The organism is Klebsiella sp. 141162, assembly GCF_050600755.1.
Lineage (GTDB): Bacteria > Pseudomonadota > Gammaproteobacteria > Enterobacterales > Enterobacteriaceae > Klebsiella > Klebsiella aerogenes.
In genome coordinates this window covers 24766-43295 of record NZ_JAQIRI010000014.1, presented here as the reverse complement: position 1 = coordinate 43295, position 18530 = coordinate 24766, and the positions used below count along the sequence as shown (strand labels likewise).

The 18530-nt window shown below is 57.0% G+C and carries 16 protein-coding genes and 4 tRNA genes; 4 read left to right on the top strand and 16 right to left on the bottom strand.

Features of this window, described 5'->3' with window-relative positions:
• Positions 1 to 192: 192 nt before the first annotated feature.
• Genes hemC through hemY form a run of 4 tightly spaced genes read left to right on the top strand, consistent with a single transcriptional unit; the run spans position 193 to position 4265 of the window.
• Positions 193 to 1134 carry a hydroxymethylbilane synthase gene (hemC, locus tag PGR23_RS23465; RefSeq protein ID WP_396280070.1) on the top strand — a complete coding sequence of 314 codons (942 nt, stop codon included), beginning with the start codon at positions 193 to 195 and terminating at the stop codon, positions 1132 to 1134.
• Positions 1131 to 1871, top strand: coding sequence for a uroporphyrinogen-III synthase (gene hemD / locus PGR23_RS23460; RefSeq protein WP_045395574.1), 741 nt, complete (start codon positions 1131 to 1133; stop codon positions 1869 to 1871). The genes hemC and hemD overlap by 4 nt, the downstream gene beginning before the upstream one ends.
• Positions 1872 to 1892: 21 nt before the next feature.
• On the top strand, positions 1893 to 3065 hold the full coding sequence (gene hemX / locus PGR23_RS23455; protein WP_045395572.1) for a uroporphyrinogen-III C-methyltransferase: 1173 nt from the start codon (positions 1893 to 1895) through the stop codon (positions 3063 to 3065).
• A 3-nt stretch (positions 3066 to 3068) separates the two neighbouring features.
• Positions 3069 to 4265, top strand: a complete 1197-nt coding sequence (hemY, locus tag PGR23_RS23450; RefSeq protein ID WP_042894676.1) for a protoheme IX biogenesis protein HemY — start codon at positions 3069 to 3071, stop codon at positions 4263 to 4265.
• A 466-nt stretch (positions 4266 to 4731) separates the two neighbouring features.
• Here hemY and PGR23_RS23445 read toward each other — a convergent pair.
• From PGR23_RS23445 to wzzE, 16 genes are all read right to left on the bottom strand, one after another.
• Positions 4732 to 4808: transfer RNA gene (locus PGR23_RS23445), tRNA-Pro, on the bottom strand.
• Positions 4809 to 4850: 42 nt separating this feature from the next.
• Positions 4851 to 4937, bottom strand: a tRNA-Leu gene (locus PGR23_RS23440).
• 22 nt (positions 4938 to 4959) lie between these two features.
• Positions 4960 to 5035 (bottom strand) — tRNA-His (locus PGR23_RS23435).
• Positions 5036 to 5090: 55 nt separating this feature from the next.
• A tRNA-Arg gene (locus PGR23_RS23430) sits at positions 5091 to 5167 on the bottom strand.
• Between the two features lie 102 nt (positions 5168 to 5269).
• Positions 5270 to 6655 (bottom strand): bifunctional threonine/serine APC transporter ThrP, encoded by a 1386-nt coding sequence (gene thrP / locus PGR23_RS23425; RefSeq protein WP_396280071.1) that lies wholly within the window; start codon positions 6653 to 6655, stop codon positions 5270 to 5272.
• 205 nt (positions 6656 to 6860) lie between these two features.
• Positions 6861 to 7601, bottom strand: a complete 741-nt coding sequence (wecG, locus tag PGR23_RS23420) for a lipopolysaccharide N-acetylmannosaminouronosyltransferase (RefSeq protein WP_045395568.1) — start codon at positions 7599 to 7601, stop codon at positions 6861 to 6863.
• Between the two features lie 11 nt (positions 7602 to 7612).
• Positions 7613 to 8959, bottom strand: coding sequence for an ECA oligosaccharide polymerase (gene wzyE, locus PGR23_RS23415; protein ID WP_396280072.1), 1347 nt, complete (start codon positions 8957 to 8959; stop codon positions 7613 to 7615).
• The gene (locus PGR23_RS23410; protein WP_047045691.1) at positions 8956 to 10032 is read right to left on the bottom strand and encodes a TDP-N-acetylfucosamine:lipid II N-acetylfucosaminyltransferase; all 1077 of its coding nucleotides are present in this window, start codon (positions 10030 to 10032) and stop codon (positions 8956 to 8958) included. The genes wzyE and PGR23_RS23410 overlap by 4 nt, the downstream gene beginning before the upstream one ends.
• Positions 10029 to 11279 (bottom strand): lipid III flippase WzxE, encoded by a 1251-nt coding sequence (gene wzxE, locus PGR23_RS23405; RefSeq protein WP_045378694.1) that lies wholly within the window; start codon positions 11277 to 11279, stop codon positions 10029 to 10031. The genes PGR23_RS23410 and wzxE overlap by 4 nt, the downstream gene beginning before the upstream one ends.
• 1 nt (position 11280) lies before the next feature.
• Complete coding sequence (rffA, locus tag PGR23_RS23400) at positions 11281 to 12411, bottom strand: dTDP-4-amino-4,6-dideoxygalactose transaminase (protein WP_045395563.1); 1131 nt, start codon at positions 12409 to 12411, stop codon at positions 11281 to 11283.
• Positions 12412 to 12415: 4 nt separating this feature from the next.
• Complete coding sequence (gene rffC, locus PGR23_RS23395) at positions 12416 to 13090, bottom strand: dTDP-4-amino-4,6-dideoxy-D-galactose acyltransferase (RefSeq protein ID WP_047078522.1); 675 nt, start codon at positions 13088 to 13090, stop codon at positions 12416 to 12418.
• Positions 13068 to 13949 (bottom strand): glucose-1-phosphate thymidylyltransferase RfbA, encoded by an 882-nt coding sequence (gene rfbA / locus PGR23_RS23390; protein WP_087858709.1) that lies wholly within the window; start codon positions 13947 to 13949, stop codon positions 13068 to 13070. The genes rffC and rfbA overlap by 23 nt, the downstream gene beginning before the upstream one ends.
• Positions 13950 to 13967: 18 nt before the next feature.
• The gene (gene rffG, locus PGR23_RS23385) at positions 13968 to 15035 is read right to left on the bottom strand and encodes a dTDP-glucose 4,6-dehydratase (protein ID WP_396280073.1); all 1068 of its coding nucleotides are present in this window, start codon (positions 15033 to 15035) and stop codon (positions 13968 to 13970) included.
• On the bottom strand, positions 15032 to 16294 hold the full coding sequence (gene wecC, locus PGR23_RS23380) for a UDP-N-acetyl-D-mannosamine dehydrogenase (protein WP_047066626.1): 1263 nt from the start codon (positions 16292 to 16294) through the stop codon (positions 15032 to 15034). The genes rffG and wecC overlap by 4 nt, the downstream gene beginning before the upstream one ends.
• The gene (gene wecB, locus PGR23_RS23375) at positions 16291 to 17421 is read right to left on the bottom strand and encodes a non-hydrolyzing UDP-N-acetylglucosamine 2-epimerase (RefSeq protein ID WP_072048022.1); all 1131 of its coding nucleotides are present in this window, start codon (positions 17419 to 17421) and stop codon (positions 16291 to 16293) included. Before wecB ends, wecC begins: the two co-directional genes overlap by 4 nt.
• Before the next feature lie 55 nt (positions 17422 to 17476).
• Entirely contained in the window at positions 17477 to 18523 is a 1047-nt protein-coding gene (wzzE, locus tag PGR23_RS23370) for an ECA polysaccharide chain length modulation protein (RefSeq protein ID WP_047045682.1), read from the bottom strand.
• Positions 18524 to 18530: the final 7 nt, after the last annotated feature.

The following is an 18530-nucleotide window of genomic DNA, read 5'->3' as shown; positions in this document are numbered from 1 at the left end:
ATGCGCTACATACAAGTGTAGCACCGTTTGCCGGGTGTAAATTCCCCACTACGCTTGCGGCAACCGCAGCCGCATGAAACGCTAAAGGACATCGTGCCAGCATCCCACATTAACCGTGAAACAACCGTGAAACTAACATCCCTAAAGCAACAATGTTAGGATGGCTCGTGGTCGACAATGACGGTAACAAGCATGTTAGACAAAGTTTTGAGAATTGCCACACGGCAAAGCCCGCTTGCGCTATGGCAGGCACATTATGTGAAAGAGCGCCTGGAGTCGTGTCATACGGGGCTTTCCGTTGAGCTGGTGCCCATGGTCACCCGCGGCGACGTGCTCCTTGATACCCCGCTGGCAAAGGTGGGCGGCAAGGGCTTATTTGTGAAAGAGCTAGAGCTCGCCATGATTGAAGGGCGCGCCGATATCGCCGTCCATTCGATGAAAGATGTCCCGGTCGAATTCCCGGAAGGCCTGGGGTTGGTCACCATCTGCGAGCGTGAAGATCCGCGCGACGCATTTGTTTCCAATCACTATGCCTCAATTGACGATCTGCCGGCCGGCAGCATCGTTGGCACGTCAAGTTTACGTCGCCAATGCCAGTTGGCGGCAGAGCGCCCCGATCTGGTGATCCGTTCGCTACGCGGCAACGTTGGCACGCGATTAGGCAAACTCGATAACGGCGAGTATGACGCTATTATCCTCGCCGCCGCCGGATTGAAGCGGCTGAAACTGGAAGCGCGTATTCGCCAGCCGCTCTCGCCTGAGCAATCTCTGCCGGCCGTCGGCCAGGGCGCGGTAGGTATCGAATGCCGCCTTGACGATGAATGGACCAAAGCGCTGTTAGCGCCGCTTAACCATACGGAAACCGCCGTGCGCGTGCGCGCCGAGCGGGCGATGAACACCCGTCTCGAAGGCGGTTGTCAGGTGCCGATTGGCAGCTATGCCGAACTGCGCGATGGTGAGCTGTGGCTACGGGCGCTGGTGGGCGCGCCGGATGGGTCGCTGGTCGTGCGCGGTGAACGCCGCGGCCGGCCGGAAGAGGCAGAGGCGCTCGGCGTCTCGCTGGCGGAAGAGCTACTGGATAACGGCGCCCGCGACATCCTCGCGGCGGTCTATGATGGAGAAGCCCCACGATGAGCATCCTGGTCACCCGTCCGCTACCGCAAGGTGAAGAGTTAGTCAGCCGCCTGCGCGCGCTGGGACGCGTGGCCTGGAGCTTTCCGCTGATTGAATTCACGCCGGGGCGGGAGCTGGCAGCGCTCCCGCGCCAGCTGGCGGCATTAGGCGCGGACGATTTGTTGTTTGCGCTATCGCAGCATGCGGTGGAATTCGCCCATGCCCGTCTGCTGCAGGAGAGCCAACGCTGGCCCTCCGATCCGGCCTATTTCTCGATAGGCCGCACCACCGCGCTGGCTCTGCATACGGTCAGTGGTAAAAATATCCGTTACCCGTTAGATCGGGAAATCAGCGAAGTCTTGCTACAATTACCTGAATTACAAAACATTGCAGGCAAGAAAGCCCTGATTCTGCGCGGCAACGGCGGGCGGGAATTATTAGGCGACACGCTGCGTGAACGCGGCGCCGAAGTAACATTTTGTGAATGTTATCAACGTTGTGCGAAGTACTATGATGGTGCGGAAGAGGCTATGCGCTGGCAATCTCGTGGAGTCACTACGCTGGTGGTCACCAGCGGCGAGATGCTGCAGCAGCTGTGGTCGTTAATACCCCAGTGGTATCGCGAACGGTGGCTGCTGCACTGTAGCCTTGTCGTTGTCAGCGAACGTCTGGCCCTTCAGGCCCGGGAATTGGGCTGGCAGGATATTCAGGTTGCCGATAACGCCGACAACGATGCGCTGCTACGCGCATTACAATAACTCTCAACATTGGAAGCCATAATGACGGAACAACAAAATCAATCCGCCGTGGTTGAAGAGACCAGGGAGGCCGTGGAAACCACGCCACAGCCAGAAAACAACGAGAAGAAAAAGGCCGGCAACAAAACCAGCCTGGCGCTCAGCGCGATAGCTATCGCTATCGCCCTCGCCGCCGGTATTGGCCTGTATGGTTTGAATAAACAGCAATCCACGCGCCAAAATGAAACCAGCTCGGAATTATCAAGCCAGATCGCAGCGCTGCAAAAAGCGCAGGATAGCCAGAAGAGCGAGCTGGAAGGCATTATCAAACAGCAGGCCGATCGGTTGAGCGAGGCCAAACGCGAACAGGAAACCCTGACGAAACAGCTTGATGAGCTACAGCAAAAAGTTGCAGTGATTTCCGGCAGCGACGCCAAAACCTGGCTGCTGGCGCAGGCTGATTTCCTGGTTAAGCTGGCGGGACGTAAGCTGTGGAGCGATCAGGATGTGACGACCGCCGCCGCGCTGCTGAAAAGCGCCGATGCCAGTCTCGCCGACATGAACGACCCAAGCCTTATCGGCGCGCGCCGCGCCATCACCGATGACATCGCTTCGCTGTCGGCGGTAAGTCAGGTCGATTACGACGGCATTATCCTTAAGGTTAACCAGCTGGCGAACCAAATCGACAATCTGCGTCTGGCTGATAATAACGACGATGATTCTCCGATGGATGCCGACAGCGACGAGCTCTCCAGCTCCATCGGCGAATGGCGCGTTAACCTGCAGAAAAGCTGGCAGAACTTTATGGATAGCTTCATTACCATACGTCGCCGTGACGAAACGGCGGTGCCGCTGTTAGCGCCGAATCAGGATGTCTATCTGCGCGAAAATATCCGCTCTCGTCTGCTGGTTGCCGCGCAGGCGGTGCCGCGTCATCAGGAAGAAACCTATAAGCAGGCGCTGGAAAACGTCTCCACCTGGGTACGCGCCTATTACGATACTGAAGACGCCACTACCAAGGCTTTCCTTGAAGAGGTGGATAAGCTCAGTCAGCAAAGTATCACCATGAGCGTACCGGAAACGTTGCAGAGCCAGAGCCTGCTGGAAAAGCTGATGCAAACTCGGGTGCGTAATTTAATGGCCCAGCCTGCGGCAGCCGCTCCGACGCCGACGCCAGCACCGACCGCGCCAGCCCCTGCGCCACAAGGAGAATAACCGATGCTGAAAATTCTCCTGCTTTTCGCACTGCTGATCGCCGGGATCGTCGTCGGCCCGATGATCGCTGGCCACCAGGGCTACGTTCTGATCCAGACCGATAACTACAATATCGAAACCAGCGTGACGGGCCTTGTGATCATCCTGATCCTCGCAATGGTGGTGCTGTTCGCCATTGAATGGCTGTTGCGCCGCATTTTCCGTACCGGCGCGCACACGCGCGGCTGGTTCGTCGGCCGTAAGCGCCGCCGCGCGCGTAAGCAAACCGAGCAAGCGCTGCTGAAACTGGCGGAAGGCGATTACCAACAGGTTGAAAAGCTGATGGCGAAAAATGCCGATCACGCCGAACAACCGGTAGTGAACTATCTGTTAGCGGCGGAAGCGGCCCAACAGCGCGGTGATGAAGCTCGCGCCAATCAGCATCTTGAGCGCGCCGCCGAACTGGCTGGCGATGACCTGATCCCGGTTGAAATCACCCGCGTGCGCCTACAGCTGGCGCGTAATGAAAACCACGCCGCCCGTCACGGCATCGATAAGCTACTGGAAGTGACCCCGCGTCATCCGGAGGTGCTGCGTCTTGCCGAGCAGGCCTATACCCGTACCGGCGCGTGGAATTCGCTGCTGGACATCATTCCATCCATGGCGAAAGCCAACGTGGGGGATGAAGAGCACCGCGCCGCGCTGGAACAGCTGGCGTGGATTGGCCTGATGGACAAAGCGCTGGCCGACGGCGGTAGCGAAGGGCTACGCGAGTGGTGGCGCAACCAGAGCCGTAAAACGCGCGCCCTGATACCGCTGCAGGTGGCGATGGCCGAACGCCTGATCGAGAGCGACGATCACGACACCGCACAGCAGATTATTATCGATGGTCTGAAGAAACAGTACGACGACCGCCTGGTTATGCCAATCCCGCGGCTGAAGACCAATAATCCTGAACAACTGGAGAAAGTGCTGCGCCAGCAGATCAAAGCCGTCGGCGACCGTCCGCTGCTGTGGAGCACCCTGGGCCAGTCGCTGATGCGTCACGGTGAATGGCAGGAGGCCAGTATCGCTTTCCGCGCCGCGCTTAAGCAGCGCCCGGATGCCTTTGATTACGCGTGGCTTGCCGATGCGCTCGACCGCCTGCACCAGCCGGAAGAAGCGGCGACCATGCGTCGTGACGGCCTGCTGTTGACGCTACACAATAACCCTCAGCAGTAATTCACGATAACGCTATCGCCTCGTTCGGGGCGATAGCGCCCTTCTCTCGCGAAAAAATAGCCTACCCCTGAAAGAAAAAAACGCCTGCGCTGAAATCAGGGCAGGCGTTAAAACAGGTCTGTTTGACAACAAATTGGGTGCTTCACTCAACGTTATGTCCATGGTGTTTGATGAGACATATGAAATGCGACATCTATCAGTGGACGATAAGCACCGTAAGTACGGCTCTGCATCATTCCTGAGTTTATGAGGCACAAAGGCGAACATAAGAGATGGAATGAGCATCTACCCGGTTATTATCGCACAGGATCCAGCGAGATTGCATCTATCGCAGCAATCATTTGGGACAATTCCGGACAATAATTCGCAGACGTGGAACCTATTTTTTACGAGGAAGATCAGCGGGATAAAAGACGACTGGAGAAAACCGGAAAACAAAAAACCCCGCCGAAGCGGGGTTCAAAATTGGTCGGCGAGAGAGGATTCGAACCTCCGACCCACTGGTCCCAAACCAGTTGCGCTACCAAGCTGCGCTACTCGCCGAAATACTGCTTTTTGAATTTTTAGTTCAATTCTTTAAAGTCGTGGTGCGAGGGGGGGGACTTGAACCCCCACGTCCGTAAGAACACTAACACCTGAAGCTAGCGCGTCTACCAATTCCGCCACCTTCGCAATTCACAACTCTATCAAATAATGGGGTGGCTAATGGGATTCGAACCCACGACAACTGGAATCACAATCCAGGGCTCTACCAACTGAGCTATAGCCACCACAACAATTCTTTTACGCGGTATTAAAACCACCGCAGCTCCAGCACCGGGTAAATGGTGCGCCCGACAGGATTCGAACCTGAGACCTCTGCCTCCGGAGGGCAGCGCTCTATCCAGCTGAGCTACGGGCGCTTAGCGCCGTTGCGGGGGTGGATAATACGGACTTCCCCCACCCCTGTCTAGTGCCTTTTTAAATAAAATTTCTATTTGCTCACAGTTTGTGCGCTTTGGCGCTTATTCCGCCGTTTTATCGAGATTTCCCCGCTTGCCGAGGCCGAAAACCTTATAAATAAGGGTCACCGCGGCAAGGAAAATAATCCCGACAAAGAGCGACATCCGGGTTTCATCGTTGATTCCCATGCCGATCAGCACACAAACGAGGAATGCCATCGTCAAATAGTTCGCCCACGGGAACAACAGCGAACGGAACGGATGGCTGGACATCGCCTGCTGATGCTCGCGGCGGAAACGCAGCTGGCTTATCAGGATCACAAACCACGGCACCATCCCCGGCAACACGCTGGCGCTATAGACATAGACAAACACGCGCTGCGGGTTAGGAATAATGTAGTTCAGGCACGAACCGATTAGCAGAATCACGATCGACAGCGCAACGCCCGCTACCGGTACGCCCTGACGCGACACTTTGGCCATTGCCGCCGGTAGCTGACGATTACGCGCCAGCGCATATAACATGCGTCCACAGCTATACATCCCGCTGTTACAGCCCGACAGCGCGGCGGTCAGCACCACGAAGTTGATAATCCCCGCCGCCGCGGTAATGCCGATTTTGGCGAAGGTGAGAACGAATGGGCTACCGGTCGAGCCAATCTGGTTCCACGGGAAGATAGTCACGATAACGAAAATCGCCCCCACGTAGAAAATCAGGATACGCCACAGCACCTTGCCTACCGCGCTACGCAACGTGACCTGTGGGTTTTTCGCTTCCCCGGCGGTGATACCGATAAGTTCAACGCCCTGATAAGAGGCGACGACAATACACAGCGCCGTCAGGAAGCCTTTCCAGCCGCCGGCGAAGAAGCCGCCGTGCTCGGTAAGGTTGCCAAAACCGATCGACTGTCCGCCGTTGCCGAAACCAAAGAAGATGACCCCCAGGCCGATGACAATCATCACGATAATGGTGGTGACTTTAATCATCGCAAACCAGAACTCGATCTCGCCGTACAGACGCACTGCCGCCAGGTTAGCCAACGCCACCAGTCCGACGGCAATTAGCGCCGGGATCCACTGCGCCATCTCCGGGAACCAGAACTGCACGTATACCCCGATGGCGGTGATCTCAGATATCCCCACCGCCATCCACATAAACCAGTATGACCAGGCCGTGAGATAGCCGAAGAACGGGCTCATGTAGCGATGTGCGTAAACGGCGAATGAGCCGGTTACTGGTTCGAGGAACAACATCTCGCCCATCGAACGCATGATAAAGAAGACAAATAAACCGGCGATAATATACGCCAGCAGGACGGACGGACCGGCCCACTTCAGCGTACTTGCCGCGCCCATGAATAACCCTACGCCAATCGTCCCGCCTAGCGCGATTAGCTCAATATGTCGGGCCTCCAGTCCACGCTGGAGTTCCGCTTTTTTCTCAGTCATAAAGCCTCTTGTGTTTGCTGTATTCCGGGTACTCCCGGTTATTGTTATTCATTGAAACCATAGCCTTGCCGGCGCGCAGGTCTCCCCCACGCGTTTGAAGCATGCGAATGGTTAATTAATTTTACGGAAATGGCAAATAAAGTATCAGGCGAGTGAAGAGATTACACAGAATATGTATGCAATCTCGTCTGGTTGCAGTGGAATATCAGAGCTTGCCGGAATAATGCCAACGTAAATAGCGCAGTAGACGGAACTGTCTTTTGATGCGGCTCGGCTGCAGGAGCAGGCGATAAAACCACTCCAGCCCCAGGTTCTGCCAGAATTTTGGCGCCCGGTGAACGTGGCCGGTAAAGACGTCATAAGTGCCGCCAACGCCCATATACAACGCGGCGGGATACACCAGTCGGCAGTCGCGCATCAGAATTTCCTGGCGCGGCGATCCCATCGCGACGGTGACAATTTTCGCCCCGCTGTCGCGTACCCGTTCAAACAGCTGCTGGCGCTGATCGGCGGAAAAATAGCCGTCCTGACTGCCGACGATATTCACCTTCCAGCGTTCACGTAGCTTCGCTTGCGTCTCCGCCAGCACCTCGGGCTTGCCGCCAATCAGAAACACCGGCGTTCCCTGCGCCCCGGCGCGCTCCATTAAGGCCTCCCACAGATCGGCGCCGGCAACGCGCGACACCTCAGCCTGCGGATATTTTTTGCGTAATGAGCGCACGACGCTGATGCCGTCGGCATATTTAAACTCGGCGGCCTCAATCAGCGCACGCACTTCCGGGATATCCTCTACCGCCAGCATTTTTTCGGCGTTGATCGCGACCAGCGTTCCCTGACGCAGTTCGCCGTCGGCGAAGAGATAGTTGAGCGCATGCTGCATGTCGCGCCAGCCAATAAGCTGCAGCCCTCGCAGCGCATACTGCGGCGCGGAAGTGTTATCAGTCATGTTCATCCTTATCATACCTGCGGTTGCGAAAGCGGCTTCACCCGCTTATGAATCAATCCTGCGCTGTCCAGGAGCCAGTACAGCAATTTCGCCGCTAACAAGCAGATACCAAAGATCACGAGGAAAAACACCACGCGGGAGCCGAACGAATCCAACCCTTCGCGTGCCAGCACTATCATGTTGAAGATAGCGCCGAAACAGAAACTGTGCAGGATAGCCGCTTTGTAGCGATTGCTCTCCCGATTGCCAAGTTCGTACAACCAGTCAAACCATTTAATGATAAGCCCTACCGCGACGGCGCCCAGCGGTACGAACCATACGCCGCCCATCACCACCAGCGAACCAATCAGCGTCGGCGATATCGCCAGCCCCGAATGGTTGTTTAATACTTCCCACGTGAAGTAATTGGCGGTATTCAGCACCATTGTCGGGCGACCGTGCCACATCCAGCTGGGGATAAAGACGTAGAAGTCGCGGATCATCGGCGCCAGCCCCTGGAACTCAATCTTGTCGTAGTTCTGCAGCAGCAGCGCCAGGTTCTCCCACGGCGAGAAGGTATCACGCGTGAGATAGAGGAAAGTATAAAACGCTTCATCGCCGCTAACGTTCATCCCGTAGCGCTTCAACGCCAACCAGAACATGCCGACAATACCCAGCACGCCCGCCGCCGCCAGCATCCACAGGCTGATCCAGCCGCGAATAATGCCGATAAACAGGAAGATAGCGAAAGCGATAATGATATTGGCGCGGGTGCCGCCGACGATCGCGTAGGTCAGCAGGCCAAAGGCGACGGTGCTCACCAGGAAGAAAATCCACGCCTTGTAATCCTGACGCAGGAAATAGATCACCAGCATCGCCGGAATAAAGAAGTAGAAGAAGCGCTTCAACGCCACGCCGGACACTTCCGCAGAGAATATCTGGCTGTATGAATTGAGCTTAAATAGCAGAAAACCGTTGTGGGCGAAGAAGATACCGACGCACAGCAGCGCCAGCCCCATCATAATCCCCCAGGCCAGATGGGTTTCAACCCGGTTCATGGTGAACAACGGGCGACGTGGAACATCACGCGATGCCGGACGCAGTCGCGTTTTGTAGGTCACGTAGTAGATGGCGTAGAAGCACACCGCAACCAGTAGCGTCTGCAGCAAAATCTCCGGCGGCGCCACGCTGACGTCAAAGCGGAACACCAGGATACTGGTTAACGGGAAGCCGAAGAAAAAGGTGAGCAGGAACAACAACGAGAAAAAGACGTTGAAGTTAAAGCGCACGCGGCGGAACTCAAACCAGGTGGCGGTGGCGATAAACAGCGTCGACAGCAGCCAGACCACCAATAGCCCGCTAAATTGCATTAACGTCATACCCGATCCTCCGCTGCCAGCTGTAACGCCCGCTGCCAGCCCGCCAGATAGTTCGGGCGGAAGAAAGCGATTTGCGTTTTATCAACGCTCGCTAACTGGCGCTGTGCTTCACGCACCACGTCGACATTCAGAGTATCGCTGGTAAACAGCACCGGGATCTGTTGTTCGGTCATATCCTGCCAGAACGGATTTTCGCGATTGAGCACGCAGGGAATACCCGCCTGAACCAGCAGGCACAGCGTGCCGATACCCTGCTGGCGCGCAAACAGGAAATAACCCAGATCGCAGCGGCGCAGCAGCGCCAGATAATCATCAAACTCAAGCTTCTCGCTGAGGATCTGCAGATGCTCGCGACTAAACAGCGCCGCTCCCGCCTGACGAACTTCATCAATGTAGGCTTCATTGTTGGCCGGATAGCCCATCGGTACGATGACATTCACCGTATCGCCAAACTGCTGATAAATCGCCTTTAGCGCTGCAATATGCTCATTACTACGATCGCCGGAATTTCCGACCAGAATGGTCAGGGTGTCACCGCGCGGGGCGGTATCGGCAAGGGAATTTAGCGATGGATCCATGCGGGTCGGGAAGTACAGCAGTTCGCCCGGCACTCGCGGATGGCGGTTCGCAAACCAGCTGAGATCGCCGCGGGTGGCGAAAACGCGTCCTACTCGCCCTTGCGCCATGCGGCGCAGAGGATAAAACAGACGGAATTTCAGGCTGGCTGAGTTTTCATACAGATCCGCGCCCCAGATATGCCAGTTAAACTGCGACGGGCGGATCCCGCCGCTCAACAGCGCCAGCCACAGACCGGTATTAAACTGACCGTGGAAAAAAAAGCGCTGCTGGCGATCGGCTTTCGCTTTGGCGATCGCCGCCTGCGCCAGCGATTTTTTACCCGGGTAGCAGGTAATTTCCAGCGCCGGATACGCCTCGCGCATACCTGTCGCATCACCCACGACCATAAACGTCCTGGCCCGCGCGTCGGCGGCCAGTTCGTCGTTAAAGAACCGCAATACGGTCTGGTTGTGGTGCGGGATATCCGATCCCAGTACGTGTATCAGTGCTGTCATGCCCGTTTACGCCAGAGTAAAAACACGCCACTACAAAGGGCGAAATAAACAATATAAGTGGCCATATACGCCTGCGCCGCGCCAAGTGCGCCGTGCGCCGGAATAAGCCAGTGTGAAAATGCGGTCAGCAGCGTGAACTGGCTGATTTCCGTCAGAATATAAAAACGCAATGACGCTTTGGCGATCACCAGATAGCCGTAAACGTAAGCGCCAACTTTTAAAACATCGCCCACTAACTGCCAGGCGAACAGGTCGCGCATAGCGGTGAAGCGCGCGGAAAACAGTAACCAGATGGCAAAATCGCGCAGCAGCCAGACCGTCAGGCTCGCCGCCGCCACCGCCGGCAGGACGAATTTCAACGACTTCACTATTTCACGCGTGATGTCCGTTTTGGCGCTCAGCCGCGACAACGTCGGCAGCAGATATACGCTAAAGGAAGCGGTAATAAACTGCAGGTAGGCATCCGAGATACTGCTCACCCCCTGCCAGATGCCGACCGCCTCCCAGCCGTAATGCGCCGCCAGCAGGTTACGCATCATCACATAGGCCACCGGCAGCGTCACCGAGGTAATCAGCGCCATCAAGGTAAATTTCGATAGCTGCCCTGCAAGGCCGTTATCCCAACGCGGACGTAGCGCGCTCAGCGGGATCGCGCCACGTCGCCATAGCATAATGGCGGCCGGAACCACCACCAGCGCGGGGACTAACGCCAGCCCTAACAGCGCCCCCTGATAACCACCGAAGTAGTAACAGGCGTAATAGGCCGCCACGCCAATCAGGCTACCGGCAATCAGCGAAAAAGCGTTACCCGCCGCATCGCGAAAACCTTTCATCAGCGCCAGCAGATAGTTGGCCCACGCGATCCCCATCTGCACCAGCGCCACCAGACGTACCAGATTCTGATAGTGCGAATGGCCGAACAGCGCCTGGCTTATTGGCGCCGCCGCCAGCAAAAAGACCAGCGCCAGCAGAGTGGAAAAACCGAGCACCATTGATGACGACGTCCCGACCACCTGCTTCAGGCGTAGCGGATCGTCGTGATGTTGGGCAACCAGCTTAGTGACGCCATTAAAAATCCCGGCGCCAGCCAGTACGCCAAGGACGGTGACCAGTTGCCGGAAGTTACCGGCCTGGCCTACGCCCGCCGGGCCGAATGAGACCGCCAGCAGCTTTACCACCAGCAGACCGGCGCCTATTTTGACTAACGTGGACGCCGCGGTCCACAGTGATGCTTTTGCCAACGACATATCAGGAGAAGTAGCTCAGCAGCGAGTTAATCACCGTCCGTTGGTTTACCGCAGACAGGTTGTAGAACAGCGGTAAACGCAACAGGCGTTCGCTCTCCTGGGTGGTATAACGATCTTCGCCGCAGAACTCGCCGAACTGTTCGCCAGCCGGGCAGCTATGTAGCGGAATGTAATGGAACACCGCCAGAATTTCTGCCTCTTTCAGCCAGTTAATCAGCGCCGCCCGGTCATCGTTATCCCGCAGCTTAATGTAAAACATATGCGCGTTTTGCCCGCAATCCGCTGGCACCGCCGGCAGATCGATACGGCCCGCGCGCGCCAGCGGCAGCAGCGCGTCATAATAATTTTGCCACAGCATCAGGCGCTGCTGGTTAATCCGCTCAGCGGCTTCCAGCTGCGCCCAGAGATAGGCGGCCTGCAGATCGGACATCAAATAGCTGGAACCGATATCGCGCCAGGTGTACTTATCCACCAGACCGCGGAAGAACTGGCTACGGTTAGTGCCTTTTTCGCGAATGATCTCCGCGCGTTCCACCAATTTAGGATCGTTGATAAGCGTTGCGCCGCCTTCACCACCAGCGGTGTAGTTTTTCGTCTCATGGAAACTAAAGCAACCAATATGGCCGATAGTGCCCAGCGCGCGGCCCTTATAGGTGGACATCACGCCCTGCGCGGCGTCTTCCACCACGTACAGGTTATATTTGGCGGCGAGCGCCATGATGGTGTCCATCTCACAGGCCACGCCCGCATAATGCACCGGCACGATCGCCCGGGTTTTATCGGTGATCGCCGCTTCTATCAACGACTCATCAATATTCATCGTATCGCGACGGATATCGACGAAGACGATTTTCGCCCCGCGCAGCACAAAGGCATTGGCGGTGGAAACAAAGGTATAGCTGGGCATGATGACTTCATCGCCCGGCTGAATATCCAGCAGCAGCGCCGCCATTTCCAGAGACGCGGTGCAGGATGGCGTCAGCAGCGCCTTCGCGGTGCCGAAGCGCTGTTCAAACCACTGCTGGCAGCGACGGGTAAAACCGCCGTCGCCGCAAAGCTTGCCGCTGTTCATCGCCGATTGCATGTAATCGAGCTCGGTTCCCACCACCGGCGGTGCGTTAAATGGAATCATCGTGTCACCTGTATAACCAGTACGCGGTGCTTTCCACATTCGCACCGCTGAGAATATAACGTTTAAGCGCGGCGGTGTTGCCCATTTGGGTCGCCACCCGCAGTGTAGAAAGCCCGCGTTGCGCCGCCCAGTGGCGCGCCGCCTGCATAAGCTCGGCGCCAGCGCCGCGCCCGGCCAACAGGCCGATACGCGCGTCGGTGTCATTGAGCTGACGCAAAGAAACAAATGCGCGGATGTCGCCATCGGACGCGCGAAATAACAGACACTGGTGATCAAAGGTTCCCAGTACCGCGTTTTCAATCCATTGCGCGTAGAAACGGCCGCTGGCGTCAGCGGCGTACCAGGGAGCGCGAAAACGGCTCATGGCAAAGGCCTGCGCCGCCAGTTCGCGCAGTCGCGCAATATCGCCTTCAACGGCCCATTCGGCGCCAGCATCAGCCGGCTCGCCTACCGGCAACGCCAGATCGACCTCGCCTTCCACCAGTTGAAAACCGATCTCCTGTAGCGCATCCAGCCGGACGGTGTCGCTGGCGGCGACTTTCGCCTGCACTCGCGACCATCCCGCCAGGGCTTCAGCGGTGAGCAGCGGCGCGCGTTCGTCAAAGCGAACGATGCCGCTATTAACGGCGAAGAAGCGGTTTTCCCACTCCAGCGCTTCAATACTGGCGCGGGCGGGCACGGAGGAGATCCAGCAAGTATTGGCCATAGCCGGTTTTTTCCAGCCGCTTCGCGGCGCGTTTGACGCCGTCATCATCAAGCCAGCCGTTACGCCAGGCTATTTCTTCCAGACAGGCGATTTTAAAGCCCTGCCGCTTCTCTACCGTCTGTACAAACATGCTGGCTTCAATCAGGCTATCGTGCGTGCCGGTATCCAGCCACGCAAAGCCGCGCCCAAGCAGCTCGACGGTTAACGCGCCATCCTCAAGATACATCTGGTTGATGGAGGTAATTTCCAGCTCGCCGCGCTCGGACGGTTTGACCCGTTTGGCGTATTCGGCCACTTTTCCATCGTAGAAATAAAGCCCGGTGACCGCCCAGTTCGACTTGGGTTGTTTCGGCTTTTCCTCAAGCGACAAGGCGCGGAAGTTGTCATCAAACTCCACTACGCCGAAGCGCTCAGGATCCATCACCTGATAGCCAAATACCGTCGCCCCTTCGGTGCGGGTTGCGACGCTACGCAGCTTAGGGCTAAAGCTCTGGCCAAAGAAGATATTATCGCCCAGCACCAGGCACGCCGGTTCGCCGTTGAGAAACGCTTCCCCGATAATAAATGCCTGGGCTAAACCATCAGGCGTCGGCTGAACGGCATACTGCAATTGGATACCGAACTCGGAACCATCGCCGAGCAGGCGTTGGAAATCGCGCTGATCTTCCGGCGTGGTGATGATAAGGATTTCACGGATCCCGGCCAGCATTAACACCGAAAGCGGGTAGTAAATCATCGGCTTGTCGTAAATCGGCAGCAGCTGTTTCGACACGCCGCGCGTGATGGGATGCAGGCGCGTACCGGAACCGCCTGCCAGAATAATACCTTTCATCATGCCCTCCTGGGCCAGTTAGCCGTGCAGCCCAAGACGCTCGCCCTGATAGCTACCGTCCTGAACCTGCCGCCACCATGCCTCATTTGCCAGATACCACTGGACGGTCTTGCGCATGCCGGAAGTAAAGGTCTCATCCGGCGTCCAGCCCAGCTCGCGTGCAATCTTCGCCGCATCAATCGCATAACGCAGATCGTGGCCCGGCCGGTCAGCGACAAAGGTAATCAGATCGCGATAGTGCGCCACGCCCTGCGGCTTTTGCGGCGCCAGCTCTTCGAGCAATTCGCAAATGGTTTCCACCACCTCGATGTTTTTGCGCTCGTTATGGCCGCCGATATTGTAAGTTTCGCCCGGTTCGCCGCGGGTTGCCACCAGATACAGCGCTCTGGCGTGGTCTTCGACATACAGCCAGTCGCGAATTTGTTGGCCGTTACCGTAAACCGGTAGCGGTTTTCCCGCCAGCGCGTTGAGAATAATCAACGGGATCAGCTTCTCCGGGAAGTGATACGGGCCGTAGTTATTCGAGCAATTAGTGATAAGCGTCGGCAGGCCATAGGTACGCTGCCAGGCGCGTACCAGATGGTCGCTACTGGCTTTCGAGGCCGAATAGGGGCTGCTTGGCGCATAAGGCGTGGTCTCGGTAAAGAAATCATCGCTGCCGTGCAGATCGCCATACACTTCGTCCGTCGAGATATGATGGAAGCGAAACGCCGATTTTTGCTCCGCCGTCAGCGTATTCCACCAGCTGCGCGCGGCTTCCAGCAGCGTATAGGTACCGACGATATTGGTTTCGATGAACGCCGCCGGGCCATCGATGGAACGATCGACATGGCTTTCCGCCGCCAGATGCATCACCGTATCGGGTTGATGCTGGCGAAAGACGCGATCCAGCTCAGCCCGGTTACAGATATCCACCTGTTCAAAGGCAAAACGCGCATCCTGCGCCACCGGCGCCAGCGACATCAAATTGCCGGCGTAGGTCAGCTTATCCACGACCACGACGCGATCGGCGGTGCGCTGGATGATTTCACGCACTACCGCGGAGCCAATAAAGCCCGCGCCGCCGGTGACCAGAATCGTTCTCACCGCCACACTCCTTTGGTGTCGATGATATAGGCCTGAGCAACGCTATCGCCGCTAACGGCTTTAAACTCTTTGTGATCGACCAGCATCACCAGCACATCGGCGCTCGCCAGCGCGTCATCAAGTGTCGCCAGCGTACACAGGCCATCAAGTTTCTTCGGCAGCGCGTGGATGTTGGGCTCAACCACCTGCGTCGCGCCGCTGTGCCAGCGGGCGATCTGCGCGGCAATTTCCATCGCCGGGCTTTCACGTAGATCATCAATGTTAGGCTTAAAGGCCAGGCCGAAGCAGGCAATAGTCAGTTCGCTGGCGCGTTTATTGCTGGCATTCAGGCACTCGGCAACCTGTGCTTTCACCCGTTCGATAACCCATTCCGGCTTGTGGTCGTTTACCTCGCGCGCGGTGCGAATCAGACGCGCCTGCTGCGGGTTTTGCGCCACGATAAACCACGGATCGACGGCGATACAGTGGCCGCCGACGCCCGGACCCGGCTGCAGAATATTGACGCGCGGATGGCGGTTCGCCAGGCGGATCAGTTCCCAGACGTTGATCCCCTGATCGGCGCAAATCAGCGATAGTTCGTTAGCAAAGGCGATGTTGACGTCGCGGAAGCTGTTTTCCGTCAGCTTGCACATTTCCGCAGTGCGCGAGTTAGTCACTACGCATTCGCCTTCAAGGAAAATTTTATATAGCTCACTGGCGCGCGCCGAACAGACCGGCGACATACCGCCAATTACGCGGTCGTTTTTGATGAGTTCAACCATCACCTGCCCCGGCAGCACGCGCTCCGGACAGTAGGCGATATTAACGTCAGCCGCCTCGCCCACCTGCTGTGGGAAGCTGAGATCGGGGCGCATCGCCGCCAGCCACTCGGCCATCTGTTCGGTCGAACCGACCGGCGAAGTGGATTCCAGGATCACCAATGCCCCTTTCTTCAGGGTCGGCGCAATAGATTTAGCGGCGGATTCGACAAAGGCCATATCTGGCTCATGTCCGCCTTTAAACGGCGTCGGGACGGCAATCAGGTAGGCGTCAGACTCCACCGGCACGGTGGTGGCGCTTAAATATCCCTGTTCAACCGCCGTTTTTACGACGCTCGCTAAATCCGGCTCGACGATATGAATCTCACCACGGTTAATGGTCTCTACGGCGTGTTGATTGATGTCCACGCCAACCACCCGCCGTTGCCGGGACGCAAATGCGGCAGCGGTTGGCAGACCAATGTATCCAAGGCCAATCACTGAAATGGTAGAAAAACTCATAGCGTTACCTGATTATTTTTAAGGGCGGATAAAATACGATCGCATGCCTGTCCATCGCCGTAAGGATTATGGGCCCGGCTCATCGCCTGCCAGGCGGCATCATCCTGCAGCAGCCGGGTGACTTCATCAACGATACGCTGTCTGTCGGTGCCGACCAGCCGCACGGTGCCGGCGGCGACCGCCTCCGGACGTTCCGTCATTTCGCGCATCACCAGTACCGGTTTACCCAGCGACGGCGCCTCTTCCTGAATCCCGCCGGAATCGGTCAGAATCAGCCACGCGCGATTCATCAGCCAGACGAACGGCAGGTAATCCTGCGGTTCAATTAATTTCACGTTGGCGACATGGCCGAGAATACGATTAACCGGTTCACTGACATTCGGGTTCAGGTGAACCGGGTAAACAATCTGCACATCAGGATGATGGCTGGCGATATCCGCCAGCGCATGGCAAATGTGCTCGAAGCCGAGACCAAAGCTCTCGCGACGGTGGCCGGTCACCAGAATTAATTTCTTATCCGCTTCGAGGAACGGGTAGCGCTGCATCAGTTCATTGCGCAGCGCCTCGTCGCCAAGGACACGATCGCGAACCCAGAACAGCGCATCGATCACCGTATTGCCGGTGACGGTAATACGTTCTGCGTCAATATTTTCCCGCAGCAGGTTATCGCGCGAGGTGGCGGTCGGGGCGAAATGGTACATCGCCAGGCGCCCGGTCAGCGTGCGGTTGCCCTCTTCCGGCCACGGCGAGTTCAGATCGCCGGTACGCAGGCCCGCTTCTACGTGGCCCACCGGGATACGCTGATAAAACGCCGCCAGACTGGCCGCCATCGTCGTCGTGGTATCGCCATGTACCAGCACCACGTCCGGCTTAAACGACTCCAGTACCGGCTTTAAACCTTGCAGAATACGGCAGGTAATCTCGGTTAATCCCTGCCCCGGCTGCATAATGTTCAGATCGTAGTCCGGCGTAATCGAAAACAGTTTCAACACCTGATCGAGCATCTCCCGATGCTGCGCGGTTACGCAAACCTTTGCCTCAAAATGAGGATCCTTTGCCAGCGCATGGACCAGCGGCGCCATCTTGATGGCTTCTGGTCTCGTGCCAAATACAGTTAGTACTTTCACATCGATTCTCTTCGATTAGGTGATGATGGCGCGGAGCCTTCATCACAGGCCCCATTCACTGGACACGACGACGTGCTAACGCCACGCCTGCGCCGATGAGCGCGCCCACAATCCCCCACATGATCATCAGAAATACGCGCCGCGGGCTATCGCGTTTTACAGGTTCTTCCGGCGTACGCAAATATCTGTAAGTCTGAAAACGTGGATCCAGCGTCGGGCCAACGTTTAGCGTGTTCAGCATGGCGCGGTTCTGGTCATAGTCGAGATCGTATTCCGGCCCTACGGCCTGCAGATTTTCGAGGCGCGCCTGCAGCATCGGCCGGCCCAGTAAGAAGAGTTCGGAGGCCGGCAGCTGCTCCGCCGGAACATCGGTCTCGCTGCGTGAAATGTTATGCTGCTGGGCGATTTTCAACGCCTGCTCGACGCTCTGCACGCGGCGGTTGTAGATCTCGCTCGCCACCTCTTCCTGACGCTTCACCTGCGCTTTCATCTGTACGGTACGCGCCGCCCAGGCGCCCTTCAGCTCATCATTAAGATGACCGGCGGCACGCTGACTGGCGAAAGCGACGTACTGACGCAGCAGATTATTGGCATCTGGCGCGGTCTCCGCCGTCAGCTTGATGCTGTCATTGACGCTTTTCAGCGGGTCGCCCGGGATAAACTGAATATCGTTGATCAGATCGTCAAGCATCGCGGCATCCGCGCGCGCGTTGCCTGACTGACGCTGCTTGTAGTAGTCGGTCTGCAGCCAGAAGTCACGGCGGGTATCCCATGACGCCTGTTGCATAATAAACTCTTTGTATGCCTCATCCATGGCGGAAGGTTGGTCTACCGAAGCCAGATCGGCTTTGATATCCAGGTTACGTAAGAACTGCTGTTGCGAATAGTATCCACCCAGCATATTGACGGTCGGCCGGTCGGTAATTGCCGTCGCGCTCCACTCCTGGCGAGCAAAAAAGGAATAAATAAGAACGATCAGCGCGAATAGCACGGCGATGCCGACTATCCAGCCTTTTCCTGCCCATAAGGCGCGAAACAGCCCGCGAATATCCAGTTCGTTCTCAACGTTCACTGCTTGTGCTCCCGGTAATGGTTGAGTCATCACGTCC